The organism is Streptomyces sp. JNUCC 63 (assembly GCF_054366325.1).
In genome coordinates this window covers 2,734,632-2,751,052 of sequence record NZ_CM135963.1, presented here as the reverse complement: position 1 = coordinate 2,751,052, position 16,421 = coordinate 2,734,632, and the positions used below count along the sequence as shown (strand labels likewise).

The following is a 16,421-nucleotide window of genomic DNA, read 5'->3' as shown; positions in this document are numbered from 1 at the left end:
GCAGCGTCAGAACTTGTTCTTCGGGGTGATGCCCAGTGACAGCCCCGCCAGGCCCCGCTGGCGGCCCCCCAGCTTGCCGGCGATCGCACGCAGGGCCGAGCCCGCCGGGGAGTCCGGGTCGGTCAGGACGACCGGCTTGCCCTCGTCGCCGCCCTCGCGCAGGCGGACGTCGATCGGGATGGAGCCGAGGACCGGGACCGTCGCACCCGTGGTGCGGGTCAGGCCGTCGGCGACCCGCTGGCCGCCGCCCGTGCCGAAGACGTCGACCATCTCGCCGCAGTGCGGGCAGGGCAGCCCGGACATGTTCTCGACCACGCCGACGATCTTCTGGTGGGTCTGCACGGCGATGGATCCCGCCCGCTCGGCCACCTCGGCCGCCGCCTGCTGAGGCGTCGTCACGACCAGGATCTCGGCGTTCGGGACCAGCTGGGCCACGGAGATCGCGATGTCACCGGTGCCGGGCGGCAGGTCCAGCAGGAGGACGTCCAGGTCGCCCCAGTACACGTCCGCGAGGAACTGCTGCAGCGCCCGGTGCAGCATCGGGCCGCGCCAGACCACCGGGGCGTTGCCCGGGGTGAACATGCCGATGGAGATGACCCTCACGCCGTTCGCCGACGGCGGCATGATCATGTTCTCGACCTGGGTCGGACGGCCGTCCGCGCCCAGCATGCGCGGCACGCTGTGGCCGTAGATGTCGGCGTCGACCACGCCCACCTTCAGCCCGTCGGCCGCCATCGCCGCCGCCAGGTTCACCGTCACCGAGGACTTGCCGACGCCGCCCTTGCCGGAGGCGACCGCGTACACCCGGGTGAGGCTGCCCGGCTTGGCGAAGGGGACCTCGCGCTCGGCCTGCCCGCCGCGCAGCGCGGCCGCCAGCTCGCGGCGCTGCTCGTCGCTCATCACGTCCAGCGAGACGCCGACGCGGGTGACGCCCTCGACGCGCGAGACCGCGTCGGTCACCCGCTGGGTGATCGTCTCGCGCATCGGGCAGCCGGAAACCGTCAGGTACACGGTGACCGCGACCGCACCGTCCGCGCCGATCTCCACCGATTTGACCATGCCGAGCTCGGTGATGGGCCGGTGGATCTCGGGGTCGTCAACCGTCGCCAGCGCTTCGCGCACCGCGTCTTCCGTAACCATAAGGACGATGGTACGGCGCGCCACGGGGGAACAGGGACCTGTCAGCGGTCGTCCATGTCACGTCCGCCCGGGTGTTCTGCCGGGAATACCCCGGGCCGGTGCCCGTCGACGCTTCTCGCCTCCAGATCCTTGACCAGGTCCTGCAGCTCCGAGCGGATCCAGTCGCGGGTCGCCACCTCGCCCAGGCCCATGCGCAGCGCGGCGATCTCCCGCGTCAGGTACTCGGTGTCGGCGATCGACCGCTCGTCCTGCTTGCGGTCCTGTTCGAGGTTGACCCGGTCCCGGTCGTCCTGCCGGTTCTGCGCCAGCAGGATCAGCGGGGCGGCGTAGGAGGCCTGCAGGGACAGCGCCAGGGTCAGGAAGATGAACGGGTACTCGTCGAACCGCAGGTGCCGTGGCGCGGCCACGTTCCACACGATCCAGATGATGATCACCACGGTCATCCAGACGATGAACCGTCCGGTGCCCAGGAAACGCGCGATGCGCTCCGACAGCCGCCCGAAGGCGTCCGGGTCCCACTCCGGCAGCAGCCGGCGCCGCGGCGGGCGCGGCTGGTCCAGCCGGCCGGCCCGCGGCCGCCCGGCGGCGGTGGCCCCCGCCGGGAGCCGCTCGCGGGTGCTCTCGCGCTCAGCCGGCATCGGTGGCCGCCCCCTCCTCGTCCAGGTGGTACTCCGTCTCCCGCCAGTCGTCCGGCAGCATGTGGTCCAGGACGTCGTCCACGGTGACCGCGCCCAGCAGCGACCCGGCCTCGTCGACGACGGGCGCCGCCACCATGTCGTACGTCGCGAAGAACCCGGCGACGACCGGCAGCGCGGCGTCGGGGGCCAGCGGCAGCAGGTCGTCGTCGAGCATCGAGCCGACGAGGGTGTAGGGCGGGTCGCGCAGCAGCCGCTGGAAGTGCACCGTGCCCAGGTACTTGCCGGTCGGCGTCTCCTCGGGCGGACGGCAGACGTAGACCTGGGCGGCCAGCGCGGGGGAGAGGTCGCGGTTGCGGACCCGGGCCAGGGCGTCGGCGACGGTGGCGTCCGGGCGCAGCACGATCGGTTCGGGGTTCATCAGACCGCCCGCCGTGCGCTCCTCGTACGACATCAGCCGGCGCATGTCGGCCGCGTCGGCGGGCTTCATCAGGCTCAGCAGCCGCTCCTGCTCCTCCGCGGGCAGTTCGGCGAGCAGGTCGGCGGCGTCGTCCGGGTCCATCGCCTCCAGCACGTCGGCCGCGCGCTCGCCCTTCAGCTTGCCGAGGATCTCGATCTGGTCGTCCTCCGGGAGCTCCTCGAGGACGTCGGCGAGGCGGTCGTCGTCCAGGGCGGCGGCGACCTCCGCGCGCCGCTTGGGCGACAGGTGGTGCAGCACGTTGGCGAGGTCGGCGGGGCGCAGCTGCTCGAAGGTGGCGAGCAGACTCTCCGCGCCCTGCCCGTGTTCCTCCAGCGAGAAACCGGTGACCGCGGACCACTCCACCGTCATCGTCTCCCCCCGGTTGCGCCGGAACGCGCCGCCCTTGCGCCCCTTGCGCACGAAGACCCGGTCGACCTCCCAGTCCCGGCGGGCGGGCAGCTGCTGCACCGACACGTCCAGGACGGTGACCTCCTCGCCCGTCTCCGCGAGCGCCACCCGTCGGTCGAGCAGTTCGCCGAAGACGAGCCGCTCGGTGGGCCGCTGCTCGAAGCGCCGGACGTTGAGCACGCCGGTGGTGATGACCTGACCGGACTCGATGCTCGTCACCCGGGTCATGGGCAGGAAGATACGGCGCCGGGTGGGGAGTTCGACGACCAGCCCGAGCAGGCGGGGCGGCCGGCGCCCGACGCGCAGCATGACGACCAGATCCCGTACGCGCCCCACCTGGTCGCCCGCCGGATCGAAGACGGCGACGCCGGAAAGGTGCGAGAGGAAGATCCGGGGGGCGCCCGCTGCCATGGCTGCGCCTCCTTTGCCTGGCTCTGTGAGCTCGTGGCTCTGTGCTGCGTGATGCGTGACGTATGTGCTGGGTTTCTTTTCCCAAATGCCCGCTCAGGTGGGCTTCAGGCTAGCCCGTCCCTCTGGGATACGCGCTGGTGAGGGTGGTGGACGGTCTGGCTCCGCCCGCCTCGTGCGGCACCGGTACGCTGCCGTACGCCGCTCAGGACCCCCCTCAGAAAGGCAGCGCCGCCTGTGACTGCGATTCCCCAGGGCCGTACCCGCCGGGCCGCGCTGACGAGCGCGCTGTGCGCCGTGGTTGTCGTAGCGGGCGCGGGTCTGACGGGGTGTTCCGAGGGCGACCCGGACGCCGGCACCAACGGGGTGGGCAGGCTGCCGGCCGAGCAGATCCAGGCCAGGACGCGGACGGCGGCCGAGTCCGCGGACACCGTGCACCTGTCCGGAAACGTGGTCAGCGACGGCAGTACGTACCGGCTCGACATGCGGCTGAAGGCCGACGGCGGCTCCGGCTCGGTCACCTCCGAGGGGGTGACCTTCGGGCTGCTGCGGGTCGGGGAGCAGCTGTATCTGAAGGCGGACGCCGGGTTCTGGGGCCAGGTCGACGGCAGCGGCAAGGGCGCCGGGGCCGCCGACAAGCTCGACGGCAAGTACGTGAAGGTGCCGCAGGGCGACCCCGCGTACAAGCGGTTCAGCGGCTTCACGGACAAGGACGTTCTCCTCGACGGTCTGCTGACACTGCACGGCACGCTGTCGACCGACGGCCACCACAAGCAGTCCGGCGTCCGCACGATCCGCATCACCGGCGGCAAGGGCACCGGTGGCACCCTGGACGTCTCCCTGGAGGGCAATCCCTATCCCCTGCGCCTGGAGCGCGCGGGCGACGCGGGGACCCTGGCCTTCTCGGAGTGGGGCAAGGATTTCCCCCTGGCCCAGCCGGAGAGGAGCGAGACGGTCGACTACGGCAGGCAGCTGCCGACGTCCTGACCCCTCTCCCACCGGTACTCCTCTCCCACCGGGCCGCTACTTCCCCCGCCGCTTCCTCATCAGCAGCCGCGGCAGCCCCGCCGGAACCGGCCGGCGGGTCGTCGCCGGCGTCGGCAGCGGCGCCTCGGCCAGCGAACCCTCCGGCAGCGGCGCCGTCGCCCCCGTGGGCTCCAGGCGCAGCACCCGGCACTCGCGGGCCCACCGCTGTGTCATGGCCTCGCCGTCGGGTGCGTTGAGCCGCTTGCCCTTCAGCTCGGCCACCGCCGCCTGCCACGCCTGAGAGTCCGGCGCGAGCTCCACGACCTTCGCTGCCCAGGTGACCAGGCGGCCGCCCTTGTCCTTGCTGCGCACCGTCACCTCGGCGCCGGCCCCGTCGGTCAGTCCCGGCAGCGGCTGCTCGCCGGGCCCGTCGCCGACCAGACACGCCGCGCCCTCGTGCCAGACGTGCCACAGGGCGCGCGCCGGGACGCCGGGGCCCTTGACCCAGATGAGGCCGGACTTCTTGGTGGCCTCCTCGACGAGGGCCCGGTCGAGCAGCTCACTTGTCATGGCAGAAAGACTAACGAGCCCGCTCACAGCCAGCCGTTGCGCTTCAGCGTGCGGTGGATGCCCAGGCAGATCCCGGCCATGACGGCCACGATCAGCGGGTAGCCGTACTTCCAGTGCAGCTCGGGCATGTGGTCGAAGTTCATGCCGTACACCCCGCACACCATCGTCGGTACGGCGATGATCGCGGCCCAGGACGTGATCTTCCGCATGTCCTCGTTCTGCGCGACGGAGGCCTGCGCGAGGTTGGCCTGGAGGATGGAGTTGAGCAGCTCGTCGAAGCCGATGACCTGCTCCTGCACCCGGGCCACGTGGTCGGCCACGTCCCGGAAGTACTTCTGGATGTCCGGGTCGACCAGCCGCATCGGCCGCTCGCTCAGCAGCTGCATGGGCCGCAGCAGCGGCGACACCGCCCGCTTGAACGCCAGGATTTCGCGCTTGAGTTGGTAGATCCGGCCTGCGTCGGTGCCGCGCGCGGTGCCGCCCCGGCCCGGCGAGAACACCTCCGTCTCCACCTCGTCGATGTCGCCCTGCAGGGCGTCCGCGACCGCGATGTAGCCGTCGACGACGTGGTCGGCGATGGCGTGCAGCACCGCCGAGGGGCCCTTGGTCAGCAGCTCGGGGTCCTCCTGCAGCCGGTGCCGCAGCGCGCGCAGCGAGCCCTTGCCGCCGTGCCGGACGGTGATGAAGAAGTCCCGGCCGGTGAAGCACATGACCTCGCCGGTCTCCACGATCTCGCTGTTGGCGGTGAGCTTGTCGTGGTCGAGGTAGTGGATGGTCTTGAAGACGGTGAAGAGGGTGTCGTCGTAGCGCTCCAGCTTGGGCCGCTGGTGGGCCGTGACCGCGTCCTCCACGGCCAGCGGGTGCAGCCCGAACTCCCCGGCGATACCGGCGAATTCGGCCTCGGTCGGCTCGTGCAGGCCGATCCACACGAAGCCGCCGTCGCGCCGCACCAGGCGCATCGCCTCCTGCGGCGTGAGCGGCCGCTCGGTCTCGACGCGGGCGCCGTCGCGGTAGACGGCGCAGTCGACGACGGCGGAGGGCGCCGCGGTGTCGTGCGTGGTGGCGTACGTGCACTCGTCCTTGCGCGCGGCCGTACGGGAGGGACGGACCGCGGCACGCAGGTCACGGATCATCGACATGGCGGGGCTCCTTCGCAGCGAGCAACGAGGGGCCGCCGACAGCGGTTGGAACTGCCCGGAATGAGGACGTCCTTGCCGTGAGGATGTTTGGCACGTCCACAAAGCGGGGAGCACCGCACCGTCGCGGTGGCACGGGCTTCGTTGCTGATTCAGATCGGACAGATCGTTCGGATCAGGCAGACGAAACGAGCGCTCTTCCGTACGACACGCGCCAGGACACAGAGGCGACCAGGGCACGAAAGCGAGAGGTGGCAGCCGGCCGGAGCCAGGACAACTACATCAGCGGCAGGAAGAGCGGGTGCTACTGCACGGTCGACTTCGGTCCATGACAGCCCCACCTCCTCCGGCCGGTCCCTCGTGAGGGAGTCCCTTCGGTGCCGGGGCTCGATCGCGATGCTTCTGCATGCTGCCCCGGGTGACCGATCAAGAGTATCAGCAGCCCGGCGTGTCAAGGCGCCGCTTTGCCCGGTGCTGACGAGTTCTATGCTCGCCGCATGGCTGATGTTCTTCCTCTGACCGAGGCCCGGCTGCGTTCCGCGCTGGGCGAGCCGGACGCGCGCGCCGCGGTCACCTTCCTCGGCACGGACCGTGTCGAGGTGCTGCGCTTCCATGAGGGGGACATCGTCCGGTACGCCACCCTCGGCATGTCCGCCCACCCCATGACCGACCCCACGGCGATGCTCGCCGACCCGGTCAAGGGGCCGCGCGCCGAGCTGGTCCTCTCCGTCCGGGCCGGCCTCGCCGACACCGACAAGGTACTCCGCCCGCTCGCCGTGCTCGGCGCGTCCCCGCAGGTCGAGGGCGTGGTGGTGGCGCCGGGCGCCTCGCTGGACGTGGGCGGGCCGCTGTGGCCCGGCGCACCCTTCACCTCGGTGCTGGTGGCCGAGCCGGGCGGCCTGGTGGAGGACCTGGAACTCGACGAGCCGATGGAGCCCGTACGGTTCCTGCCGCTGCTGCCGATGACCCCGAACGAGGCCGCCTGGAAGCGGGTGCACGGTGCGCAGGCCCTGCAGGAGCGCTGGCTGACGAACGGGACGGACCTGCGGGACCCCGCCCGCCGGTCCGTCCCGCTGGAGTGACCGATCTCACCAACCGGATTGCCGGGGGTGTCAGTTGACGAAGACCGTGACGCCGTCCTCGGTGGCGTGCCGCTGCTGGGGCTCTTTCGCGGTGGGGGGTCCCCCTGCTCGAGCGGAGTCGAGAGCTTGGGGGAGTGTGAGGGCCTTGCGCCGTACGGCGACCACCAGCGCGCCCACCGCGGCGGTGGCACCGGCGACCACGAACGGGATGTGAAGGTCGGTCCACTCCCCGATCTTCGGCGCGAGGTAGGGCGCGGCGGCGGCCGCGAACCAGCGGACGAAGTTGTAGCCGGCGCTCGCCACCGGGCGCGGGGCGTCGGAGACGCCGAGGGCCAGCTCGGTGTAGACGGTGTTGTTCACGCCGATGAACGCGCCGGACAGGATCGTGCACACGATGGCGGTGGTGTGGCCGCCGTAGCCGAGCACCACGACGTCGGCCGCCAGCAGCGCCAGCGAGCCGCCGAGCACCTTCAGCGAGCCGAACCGCTCCTGCATCCGGGGCGCCACGACCACCGAGAAGAGCGCGAGCAGCACACCCCAGGCGAAGAACACCGCACCCGACTTGTACGGAGTCATGTTCAGCACGAACGGCGTGAAGGCCAGCACGGTGAAGAACGTGTAGTTGTAGAAGAACGCCGAGACCGCCGCCGAGGCGAGTCCGCCGTGGCCGAGTGCCTTGACCGGGTCGAGAAGTGTGGTCCTGCGGGCGGGCTTCGGCTGCTCCTTCAGGAACGCCGCGATGCACAGGAAGCCGACGGCCATCAGGAACGCGGTGCCGAAGAAGGGGTAGCGCCAGCTGGCGTTCCCGAGCAGCGCGCCCAGCAGCGGGCCGCACGCCATGCCGAGGCCCAGCGCCGACTCGTAGAGCAGGATCGCCGCCGCGTTGCCCCCGGCCGCCGCGCCGACGATGACCGCGAGCGCGGTGGAGACGAAGAGCGCGTTGCCCAGACCCCAGCCGGCCCGGAAGCCGACCAGCTCGCCGACGGATCCCGAGGTGCCGGAGAGCCCGGCGAAGACCACCACGAAGGCGAGGCCGAGCAGCAGGGTCCTGCGGCCGCCGATGCGGCTGGAGACGAAGCCGGTCACCAGCATCGCGAAGGCGGTGATCAGGAAGTACGAGGTGAAGAGCAGGGAGATCTGGCTGGGTGTGGCGCTCAGGCCCTGGGCGATGGAGGGCAGGATCGGGTCGACGAGCCCGATGCCCATGAAGGCGACGACGGAGGCGCCGGCCGTCGCCCAGACCGCTTTCGGCTGCCGCAGGATGCTGCCCGCTCCCTCGTCGAACGGGTCACCTCCGGCGGAGCCCCCTGTACTGCTGCGCATGCACGCGCTCCTTCACACGCCTGGATCGTTGCTGTTTACACACAATAGATTAGAGAGGCTAATTGATGCAATATGCATCTAATTTTTCATCGGCCGGTGTTCCGGCCGGAAGGGTGATCGTCCTTGACGCGGCGCGGCCGGGGTAGGACCGTGGGGCCCTATGAGGGGCGAACCCAGTTGCCCGAAGTGCGGTGGCCGGGTCAGGGCTCCCGGACTCTTCAACGACTCCTGGCAGTGCGGTGTGCACGGGACGGTGTATCCGCTGCAGCCCGTGATACCGCCCAGCGTCGAGGCCCTCGGGGTCGTGGTGCGCCGCACGCAGGTGCCGGTGTGGATGCCGTGGCCCCTGCCGGTCGGCTGGCTGTTCACGGGCGTGACCTATGCCGGGGACGACCGCAGCGGCGGCCGTGCCACGGCCGTGGCCTGCTCGGGGCCCGGTCCGCTCGGCGGCATGGGTGAACTCATCCTGGTGGCCGAGGAGCTCGGCGTCGGCCTCGGCGCGCGCTACGCCGGCATCGGCGGCCCGGACCCCGGTACGTATCTGGACGTCGAGAAGCCGCCCGACGCCAAGGTCCTGGCCGGCGGTCGCCCCACCCCGCTGTGGCACGTCTCCGGCGCCCCGGACGACCGTGCCGTCTTCGCGGGCGAGGCGCTCGGGCTGTGGCTGTGGGCGGTGGTGTGGCCCGAGCAGTCCGGGCTGCTGATGTACGACGAACTGGTGCTGGCCGACCTGCGGGACGCGGGCGCCGAGCTGGAACTGGTGCCGTGCGGGGCGCTGTCGCCGCGGCTGCTGCGGCCGTAGGGGGCGCACAGGCTCTGCGGGTGTGACAGGGCACCGCTCTTCCCCCGTTATCCTTGGGTGTCCCCTTCCGTCCCGTCACCGCCTGGAGTCCGTGCCGTGCGCATCGACCTGCACACCCACTCCACCGCGTCCGACGGCACGGACACCCCGGCCGAGCTGGTGCGCAGTGCCGCCGCGGCCGGTCTGGACGTCGTCGCGCTGACCGACCACGACACCACCCGCGGGCACGCCGAGGCGATCGCCGCGCTGCCCGGGGGGCTGACCCTCGTCACCGGCGCCGAGCTGTCCTGCCGTGTCGACGGCGTCAGCATGCACATGCTGGCCTACCTCTTCGACCCCGAGGAGCCCGCGCTGCTCGCCGAGCGGGAACTGGTCCGCGACGACCGGGTGCCGCGGGCCAAGGCGATGATCGCCAAGCTGAGCGCGCTGGGCGTGCCGGTCACCTGGGAGCAGGTCGCGCGGATCGCGGGCGGCGGCTCGGTCGGACGACCGCACGTCGCCTCGGCGCTGGTCGAGCTCGGCGTCGTACCGACCGTGGGCGACGCCTTCACCGAGGACTGGCTGGCCGACGGCGGCCGGGCCTGGGTGGAGAAGCACGAGACGGACCCGTTCGAGGCGATCCGGCTGGTCAAGGCCGCCGGCGGGGTCTGCGTCTTCGCTCACCCGGCCGCCGCCAAGCGGGGCCGTACGGTGCCGGAGTCCACGATCGCCGAGCTGGCCGCCGCCGGGCTCGACGGCCTCGAGGTCGACCACATGGACCACGACCCCGACACCCGCGCACGGCTGCGCGGCCTGGCCGGGGAGCTGGGGCTGCTGGTGACCGGCTCCAGCGACTACCACGGCAGCCGGAAGACCGTCTCGCTCGGTGAGTACACGACGGACCCCGAGGTGTACGGGGAGATCACGCGGCGGGCGACCGGGGCGTTCCCGGTGCCGGGGGCCGGCGGGGCCTGAGACCGCACTGTCCCTCAGCCCCCGGTTCCCGCAGTTCCCGTAGTTCGTTCTCCTGCAAGGCCTGTTCACCGATGTTCGACGCCGCCGTCTTCGGCTCTCTCTTCCTCACCCTTTTTGTCATCATGGATCCCCCGGGGATCACCCCGATCTTCCTCGCGCTGACCGCCGGCCGGCCCGGCAAGGCGCAGAAGCGGATGGCCTTCCAGGCCGTGTGCGTGGCGGGCGGGGTCATCGCCGTGTTCGGCCTGCTCGGCCACGAGATCCTGAACTACCTGCACGTGTCCGTCCCGGCGTTGATGATCGCCGGTGGGCTGCTTCTGCTGCTGATCGCCCTCGACCTGCTCACCGGCAAGACGGACGAGCCCAAGCAGACCAAGGACGTCAACGTCGCGCTGGTCCCGCTGGGCATGCCGCTGCTGGCCGGGCCCGGTGCGATCGTGTCGGTCATCCTCGCCGTGCAGAAGGCCGACAGCGTGGTCACGCAGGTCTCGGTGTGGTCGGCCATCCTCGCCGTCCACGTCGTGCTGTGGCTGGTCATGCGCTACTCGCTGCTGATCATCCGGGTCATCAAGGACGGCGGCGTGGTGCTGGTGACGCGGCTGGCGGGCATGATGCTCTCCGCGATCGCCGTGCAGCAGGTCATCAACGGCGTCACCCAGGTGATCCAGGGCGCCTGAGCACCGTACGCACACGGTCCACGTACGTACGCGGTCCCCGTATGCGACAAAGCCCCCGTACGGCATGCGTCGTAGCGCCGTACAGGGGCTGTGAAGCCTGAAAGCGGGCCCGCTGTTATGAGACCGGGGTCTCGGCCGGGCGGATCCACAGCCTCTGGCCGATCGCGGCGGCCTGCTGAACGATCCCGTTGACGGAGGCGGCGTCCACGACGGTGCTGTCCACGGCGGTGCCGTCGACCTCGTCGAGTCGCATGATCTCGAAGCGCACGGGCTTCTCCCTTCGTCTGGTCATCCTCCTGAGGAGAATTGCTTGGTGGAAGGCGCACGGGGCGGCGGTGCTCCGTGTTCCATACGGGTACAACGAGCTGTGTGCTGCAAACATTCCCTACGCTAAAGAAATTTTTCGAATGTCTAATCACTGACCAGTAAGAGAATGTCAGTCGACCGAACGGGACCGGTTGTGTTCGCAGCGTGACCGCCGGGACAATGGAGGCGATGAACGACGACCTCGCGGCACTGTCCGCCCGCATCGACCGCACGAACGAGCTGCTGGAGCGCATGCTCGCCGAGGTGGCGAAGACGCCCTCGACCCATGCGATCTTCGTCGACGCCGGGTACCTCTACGCGGCGGCGGGGCGGCTGGTGGCCGGGACGGAGGACCGCCGGGCCTTCGACCTGGATGCCGAGGGGCTGATCGACGCGCTCATCGACCGGGCCCGCACCGTCTTCGCCGACAGCCGGCTGCTGCGCGTCTACTGGTACGACGGCGCCAGGCGCCGTATCCACACCGCCGAGCAGCAGTCGATCGCCGAACTCCCTGACGTCAAGGTCCGCCTGGGCAACCTGAACGCCAACAACCAGCAGAAGGGCGTGGACTCCCTCATCCGGACCGACCTGGAGTCACTGGCCCGGCACCGCGCCATCAGCGACGCGGCCCTGCTCGGCGGTGACGAGGACCTGGTGTCGGCGGTGGAGGCGGCCCAGGGCTACGGCGCCCGGGTCCACCTGTGGGGCATCGAGGCCCCCGAGGGCCGCAACCAGGCCGAACCGCTGCTCTGGGAGGTCGACAGCCAGCGCACGCTCGACCTCGACTTCTTCAAGCCGTACGTCTCCCGGCGCACCACACCCACGTACGACCCCACCGCGACGGCCCGCCCGACCCGCGAGAACGTGCGCTTCGTGGGCGCCCAGATCGCCGCGAAGTGGCTCGCGGCGCGCGGTCGCGAAACCGTGGGGGAGCTGCTGCCCGGCCACCCCTATCTGCCGGGCTCGGTGGACCAGGACCTGCTGGTCGAGGCCGAAGGCATCCTCCAGTACTCCCTGCGCGGCCAGGCGGACCTGCGGCGCGCGCTGCGGGACGGCTTCTGGGAGCACCTGCAGACGCGGTTCTAGCGACCGTCCCCGGTGAGGGTGGCGTCCCAGAAGTCGGCGAGGGCGCGGGCCGTGGCGAGCGGCCGGTCGCAGTTGGGGGAGTGCTCGGCGCCCTCGACAACCGTGCGCCGGGCGGCGAGCCGTACGGCCATGTCGTCCAGGAGCGGCACCGGCCAGGTGTCGTCCAGCGCTCCCGACAGCACGTGGAACGGCATCGGTACGGCGGCGAGTTCGGCGACGCGGTCCGGCTCGGTGCACAACTGACGCCCGGTGGCGAGGAGTTGGGCGGGCTTGTTGGCCAGCCAGCGGCGGCGCAGGTCCTCGCGGTCGTCGAGGCCCGCGTCGAGTTCGGCGCCGGTGTCGGTCTCCTCGGGCGTTTCCATCACAGGTGTCTCCATCGCCCGGATGGCCTCCCACACCTCGGCCATCGTCATCACGCCGAGCGCGTCCCGCAGCAGCTTCACGCGCTGCTGCTGCGAGGCGGAGATCTGCGCCGGGCCGGAGGCCATCAGGGTGAGCGAGAGGAAGGGGGAGTGGTCGAGCAGCACGGCCGCGCGGGCGATCTGGCCGCCGAGGGAGTGCCCGAGCAGATGCAGGGGGGTGCCGAGCGCCTCCGCCTGCGCGAGGACGTCCCGGGCGAGTTCCGCCTGGGCGTAGACGGACTTGTCGTCCACGGGCCCGTCCGACTCGAACTGCCCGCGCCCGTCCACGGCCACCGTCCGGTACCCGCGCGCCGCGAGCGGCTCGTGCAGCGGGTTGAAGTCCTCCTTGCTGCCGGTGAACCCCGGCAGCAGCAGGGCGGTGCCCCGCGGCTCGGCACCGTCCGCGACGGGCGCGTCGACCACGGCGAACTCGCCGCGCGCGGTACGCAACCGGTACGCACGCGCTCCGGGCGGCGGGGCGAACGTAGGAGGCCTGCTCATGCGCCGAGGCTATCGGGGAGGGGGCGTGTGAGGGGCGCTGGGTCGGCAGTTGGGGGAATCGGCCCGGGTCCGTATGCCGACGGCCCGGTCCCACGCGGGGTGGGCCGGGCCGTCGGGACTGCCGGGTCGTACGGTGCTGGACCGCCGGATCAGGCCTCCGCGGACTCCACGAGGGCAGCGGCCTTCACCTCGGCGACCTTGCGGGTGCGGCGGCGGGGCTCGGCCTCCGGCTCACCGGTGGCCTGCGCGGGAATCCCGGCGGTGACGGTCTCAGCGGCGACCTTGCGCGTACGGCGCCGGGGCTTGGCCTCGGCCTCCTCGGGAGCCTTGGCGACGGCGACCGCCTTGCGGGTGCGGCGGGGCTTGGTCTCCGTACCCTCGGCCGTGGCCGGCGCCTCGGGCGCCTCCGCGGTGGCCTTGCGGGTGCGGCGGCGGGGCTCGGCCTCGGTCGGCTCGGCAGCGGCCTCGGCGGCTTCGGCGGTCTTGCGGGTGCGGCGGCGCGGCTTGGGCTCCGCGCCTTCGGCGGTGTCGACGGCCGCGGCAGCGGCGCTGTCCGGGCTGTCGGAAACCTGCGCCGGGACCTCCGCGCCGACCGCTGCTTCGGCGGTCTTGCGGGTGCGGCGGCGCGGCTTGGGCTCCGGCTCGGCCGTCGTCGCCTCGGTCGTGTCCGGTGCCGTCTCGGCGTTTGCCCCGGCCGGTTCCGGCGTTTCCGGGGCGGCCGTGGGCTCGGTCTCCGCCGACTTGCGGGTGCGACGGCGGCGCGGCTTCGTGAGGGGCTCCGTGGCCTCGAGGGCCGGGCCCTCGGCCGTGGTCACCGCGGCTTCCGCGGACTCCGCGGTCGCCACCGGCTGCGACGGCACGCCGCCGCGCATGCGGCGCCGGCGGCGCGGCGTACGGGTGGCGGTGGTCTCTTCCGTGTCCGTGGATTCGACCGGTGCGGTGCCCTCGGCCGGCGCCGAGTCCACCGGCGCGCCGCCACGCGTGCGGCGCCGATGCCGTGGTGCACGCGCCGGGCGCTCGCGGTCGGCGCCGTGCGCCTCGTCCCGGCCGCCCCGGCCACCGCGACCGCGCCCACGGCCGCCGGTCTCGCCGAGGTCCTCCAGCTCCTCCGCGTCCAGCCCCGCGCGGGTGCGCTCCGAGCGCGGCAGGACACCCTTCGTACCCTCGGGGATGCCCAGGTCCGAGAACAGGTGCGGGGAGGTGGAGTACGTCTCCACCGGATCGTTGAAGCCCAGCTCCAGCGCCTTGTTGATCAGCTGCCAGCGCGGGATGTCGTCCCAGTCGACGAACGTGACCGCCGTACCCGACGCGCCCGCGCGGCCCGTACGGCCGATGCGGTGCAGGTACGTCTTCTCGTCCTCGGGCGACTGGTAGTTGATGACGTGGGTGACGCCCTCGACGTCGATGCCGCGCGCGGCGACGTCGGTGCAGACGAGCACGTCGACCTTGCCGTTGCGGAAGGCGCGCAGCGCCTGCTCGCGGGCGCCCTGGCCGAGGTCGCCGTGGACCGAGCCGGCGGCGAAGCCGCGGCGCTGCAGCTGCTCGGCGATGTCGGCCGCCGTGCGCTTGGTCCGGCAGAAGATCATCGCCAGCCCGTGGCCCTCGGCCTGCAGTATGCGGGCGATCATCTCCGGCTTGTCGAGCGAGTGCGCGCGGTAGACGAACTGCTTGATGTTCGCGACCGTCGCGCCCTCGTCGTCCGGCGCGGTGGCGCGGATGTGCGTGGGGTGCGACATGTAGCGGCGGGCCAGCCCGATCACCGCGCCCGGCATGGTGGCCGAGAACAGCATGGTCTGCCGCTTGGCCGGCAGCATGTCGATGATCTTCTCGACGTCGGGCAGGAAGCCCAGGTCGAGCATTTCGTCGGCCTCGTCGAGCACCAGGCACTTCACGTGCTTCAGGTTCAGCTTCTTCTGGCCGGCCAGGTCCAGCAGCCGGCCCGGGGTGCCGACGACCACGTCGACGCCCTTCTTCAGGGCTTCCACCTGGGGCTCGTAGGCCCGGCCGCCGTAGATCGAGAGGACCCGCACATTGCGCACCTTGCCGGCGGTCAGCAGGTCGTTGGTGACCTGGACGCACAGCTCGCGCGTGGGGACGACGACGAGCGCCTGCGGGGCGTCGGTGAGGGCTTCGGGGGCGGCGCGCCCGGCCTCGACGTCGACGGGGACGGTCACGCGCTCGAGGAGCGGAAGGCCGAAGCCGAGCGTCTTTCCGGTGCCGGTCTTGGCCTGGCCGATGATGTCCGTGCCCGTCAGGGCCACGGGCAGCGTCATCTCCTGGATGGGGAAGGGGGTGGTGATGCCGACGGCTTCCAGGGCCTCGGCGGTCTCGGGAAGGATCCCGAGCTCTCGGAACGTCGTAGTCAGGGTGCTGCCTCTTCTGTGTACGCGGCGCGAGGCGAGCGCGGGGGTCGTGTCACCTGACCGTGCCGGGGACGTCGGCCGCCCTCGCGGGGCGGACGGTGTGGCACGGGACCACAGCCGACGCTCTAGCGCTCGTACCGCTGAGGGTGTCCCTCCGATCGTCGTACGCGCAGAGCCGTACGGTCAGGGAGGGCTGTCGGGTCGGAGCCGATCGGGCCACCGACCGGGCATCCTCATGCGTGCGGCCTGTCGATGTACGCCGAAGCGCGTCGGCGTACCCAGCAGGCGCATTACCACCATACCCCGGAAACGCGCACACGCGATGGCTGATTCGGTCACGTAGCCGTCGTCACACTGGTTGACCAGGTCCTTCGAACACGCGGAGAGCGGGCTATTGTGCGCTTCATGACGAGCTCTGACAAGTCTGACAACACCTCCGACGCACCCGCCGAACACACCGGGATCGCCGCCCAGGACTGGGCGACGGCCGCCGCCGACCCGCAGTACCGCGCCGCGGTCGTGGACCTGCTCGGCGCGCTCGCGTACGGAGAGCTCGCGGCGTTCGAACGGCTCGCGGAGGACGCCAAGCTGGCACCCACCCTCGCGGACAAGGCCGAGCTGGCGAAGATGGCGTCGGCCGAGTTCCACCACTTCGAGCGGCTGCGCGACCGGCTCACGGAGATCGGCGAGGAGCCGACCGCCGCGATGGAGCCCTTCGTCGCCGCGCTCGAGGGCTTCCACAAGCAGACGGCGCCCTCGGACTGGCTGGAAGGGCTCGTCAAGGCCTACGTCGGCGACTCGATCGCCAGCGACTTCTACCGGGAGGTCGCCGTCCGCCTGGACTCCGACACGCGCGAGCTGGTCCTCGCCGTCCTCGCCAACACCGGGCACGCCGACTTCGCGGTGGAGAAGGTGCGCGCGGCGATCGACAAGGACCCGCGCGTGGGCGGCCGGCTCGCGCTGTGGGCGCGGCGCCTGATGGGCGAGGCCCTGTCGCAGTCCCAGCGGGTCGTGGCCGAGCGGGACGCGCTGTCCACGATGCTCGTCGGCGGCGTCGCGGACGGCTTCGACCTCGCCGAGGTCGGCAGGATGTTCTCCCGGATCACCGAGGCGCACACCAAGCGGATGTCCGCGCTGGGACTGGCGGCGTAGGGCTCTGCGGGGCCGCCTCGGGAGTTTCCGGGGCCGCCCCGGGGAACGCGC

At 71.7% G+C, this 16,421-nt stretch carries 16 protein-coding genes; 7 read left to right on the top strand and 9 right to left on the bottom strand.

All coding sequences use genetic code 11. The features are described from left to right. Window positions 1-6 precede the first annotated feature (6 nt). Genes ACX25U_RS12345 through ACX25U_RS12335 form a run of 3 tightly spaced genes read right to left on the bottom strand, consistent with a single transcriptional unit; the run spans window position 7 to window position 3,054 of the window. Window positions 7-1,140 carry an Mrp/NBP35 family ATP-binding protein gene (locus ACX25U_RS12345; RefSeq protein ID WP_454391492.1) on the bottom strand — a complete coding sequence of 378 codons (1,134 nt, stop codon included), beginning with the start codon at window positions 1,138-1,140 and terminating at the stop codon, window positions 7-9. Between the two features lie 41 nt (window positions 1,141-1,181). Next, window positions 1,182-1,778, bottom strand: coding sequence for a DUF1003 domain-containing protein (locus ACX25U_RS12340; RefSeq protein ID WP_454391490.1), 597 nt, complete (start codon window positions 1,776-1,778; stop codon window positions 1,182-1,184). Beyond that, entirely contained in the window at window positions 1,768-3,054 is a 1,287-nt protein-coding gene (locus ACX25U_RS12335; RefSeq protein ID WP_454391488.1) for a magnesium transporter MgtE N-terminal domain-containing protein, read from the bottom strand. Before ACX25U_RS12335 ends, ACX25U_RS12340 begins: the two co-directional genes overlap by 11 nt. Before the next feature lie 234 nt (window positions 3,055-3,288). Here ACX25U_RS12335 and ACX25U_RS12330 point away from each other — a divergent pair, with 234 nt between their 5' ends. Further along, window positions 3,289-4,038, top strand: a complete 750-nt coding sequence (locus ACX25U_RS12330) for a hypothetical protein (protein ID WP_454391486.1) — start codon at window positions 3,289-3,291, stop codon at window positions 4,036-4,038. A 36-nt stretch (window positions 4,039-4,074) separates the two neighbouring features. On the opposite strand, the gene ACX25U_RS12325 is transcribed toward ACX25U_RS12330, so the two are convergent. Both ACX25U_RS12325 and ACX25U_RS12320 read right to left on the bottom strand, forming a co-directional pair. Then, window positions 4,075-4,587: a hypothetical protein gene (locus ACX25U_RS12325; protein ID WP_454391484.1), complete on the bottom strand. Its 513-nt coding sequence runs from the start codon at window positions 4,585-4,587 to the stop codon at window positions 4,075-4,077. A gap of 23 nt (window positions 4,588-4,610) precedes the next feature. Next, window positions 4,611-5,726, bottom strand: coding sequence for a magnesium and cobalt transport protein CorA (locus ACX25U_RS12320; RefSeq protein WP_454391482.1), 1,116 nt, complete (start codon window positions 5,724-5,726; stop codon window positions 4,611-4,613). A 494-nt stretch (window positions 5,727-6,220) separates the two neighbouring features. On the opposite strand from ACX25U_RS12320, the gene ACX25U_RS12315 reads away from it, so the two are divergent. Further along, window positions 6,221-6,805 carry a suppressor of fused domain protein gene (locus ACX25U_RS12315; protein ID WP_454391480.1) on the top strand — a complete coding sequence of 195 codons (585 nt, stop codon included), beginning with the start codon at window positions 6,221-6,223 and terminating at the stop codon, window positions 6,803-6,805. A 30-nt stretch (window positions 6,806-6,835) separates the two neighbouring features. Here the strand turns inward: ACX25U_RS12315 and ACX25U_RS12310 are convergent, their stop codons facing one another. Then, a complete protein-coding gene (locus ACX25U_RS12310) occupies window positions 6,836-8,128 on the bottom strand; it encodes an MFS transporter (protein WP_454391478.1) in 1,293 nt (430 codons plus the stop codon). A gap of 160 nt (window positions 8,129-8,288) precedes the next feature. Between ACX25U_RS12310 and ACX25U_RS12305 the strand changes: the two genes are divergently transcribed. From ACX25U_RS12305 to ACX25U_RS12295, 3 genes are all read left to right on the top strand, one after another. After that, window positions 8,289-8,930, top strand: coding sequence for a DUF6758 family protein (locus ACX25U_RS12305; RefSeq protein WP_454391476.1), 642 nt, complete (start codon window positions 8,289-8,291; stop codon window positions 8,928-8,930). 96 nt (window positions 8,931-9,026) lie between these two features. Beyond that, window positions 9,027-9,884, top strand: coding sequence for a PHP domain-containing protein (locus ACX25U_RS12300; RefSeq protein WP_454391474.1), 858 nt, complete (start codon window positions 9,027-9,029; stop codon window positions 9,882-9,884). 71 nt (window positions 9,885-9,955) lie between these two features. Continuing rightward, window positions 9,956-10,561: a MarC family protein gene (locus ACX25U_RS12295; protein WP_454391472.1), complete on the top strand. Its 606-nt coding sequence runs from the start codon at window positions 9,956-9,958 to the stop codon at window positions 10,559-10,561. 115 nt (window positions 10,562-10,676) lie between these two features. Here ACX25U_RS12295 and ACX25U_RS12290 read toward each other — a convergent pair whose 3' ends face one another. Continuing rightward, window positions 10,677-10,853, bottom strand: coding sequence for a hypothetical protein (locus ACX25U_RS12290; protein WP_157977486.1), 177 nt, complete (start codon window positions 10,851-10,853; stop codon window positions 10,677-10,679). A gap of 194 nt (window positions 10,854-11,047) precedes the next feature. Between ACX25U_RS12290 and ACX25U_RS12285 the strand changes: the two genes are divergently transcribed. After that, entirely contained in the window at window positions 11,048-11,953 is a 906-nt protein-coding gene (locus tag ACX25U_RS12285) for an NYN domain-containing protein (protein WP_454394229.1), read from the top strand. Here ACX25U_RS12285 and ACX25U_RS12280 read toward each other — a convergent pair. Both ACX25U_RS12280 and ACX25U_RS12275 read right to left on the bottom strand, forming a co-directional pair. Next, window positions 11,950-12,855 (bottom strand): alpha/beta fold hydrolase, encoded by a 906-nt coding sequence (locus tag ACX25U_RS12280; RefSeq protein WP_454391470.1) that lies wholly within the window; start codon window positions 12,853-12,855, stop codon window positions 11,950-11,952. The two genes, ACX25U_RS12285 and ACX25U_RS12280, sit on opposite strands and share 4 nt — an antisense overlap. 149 nt (window positions 12,856-13,004) lie before the next feature. Further along, window positions 13,005-15,128 (bottom strand): DEAD/DEAH box helicase, encoded by a 2,124-nt coding sequence (locus tag ACX25U_RS12275; protein ID WP_454391468.1) that lies wholly within the window; start codon window positions 15,126-15,128, stop codon window positions 13,005-13,007. A gap of 495 nt (window positions 15,129-15,623) precedes the next feature. Between ACX25U_RS12275 and ACX25U_RS12270 the strand changes: the two genes are divergently transcribed. Then, window positions 15,624-16,370 carry a ferritin-like fold-containing protein gene (locus ACX25U_RS12270; protein ID WP_454391466.1) on the top strand — a complete coding sequence of 249 codons (747 nt, stop codon included), beginning with the start codon at window positions 15,624-15,626 and terminating at the stop codon, window positions 16,368-16,370. Window positions 16,371-16,421: the final 51 nt, after the last annotated feature.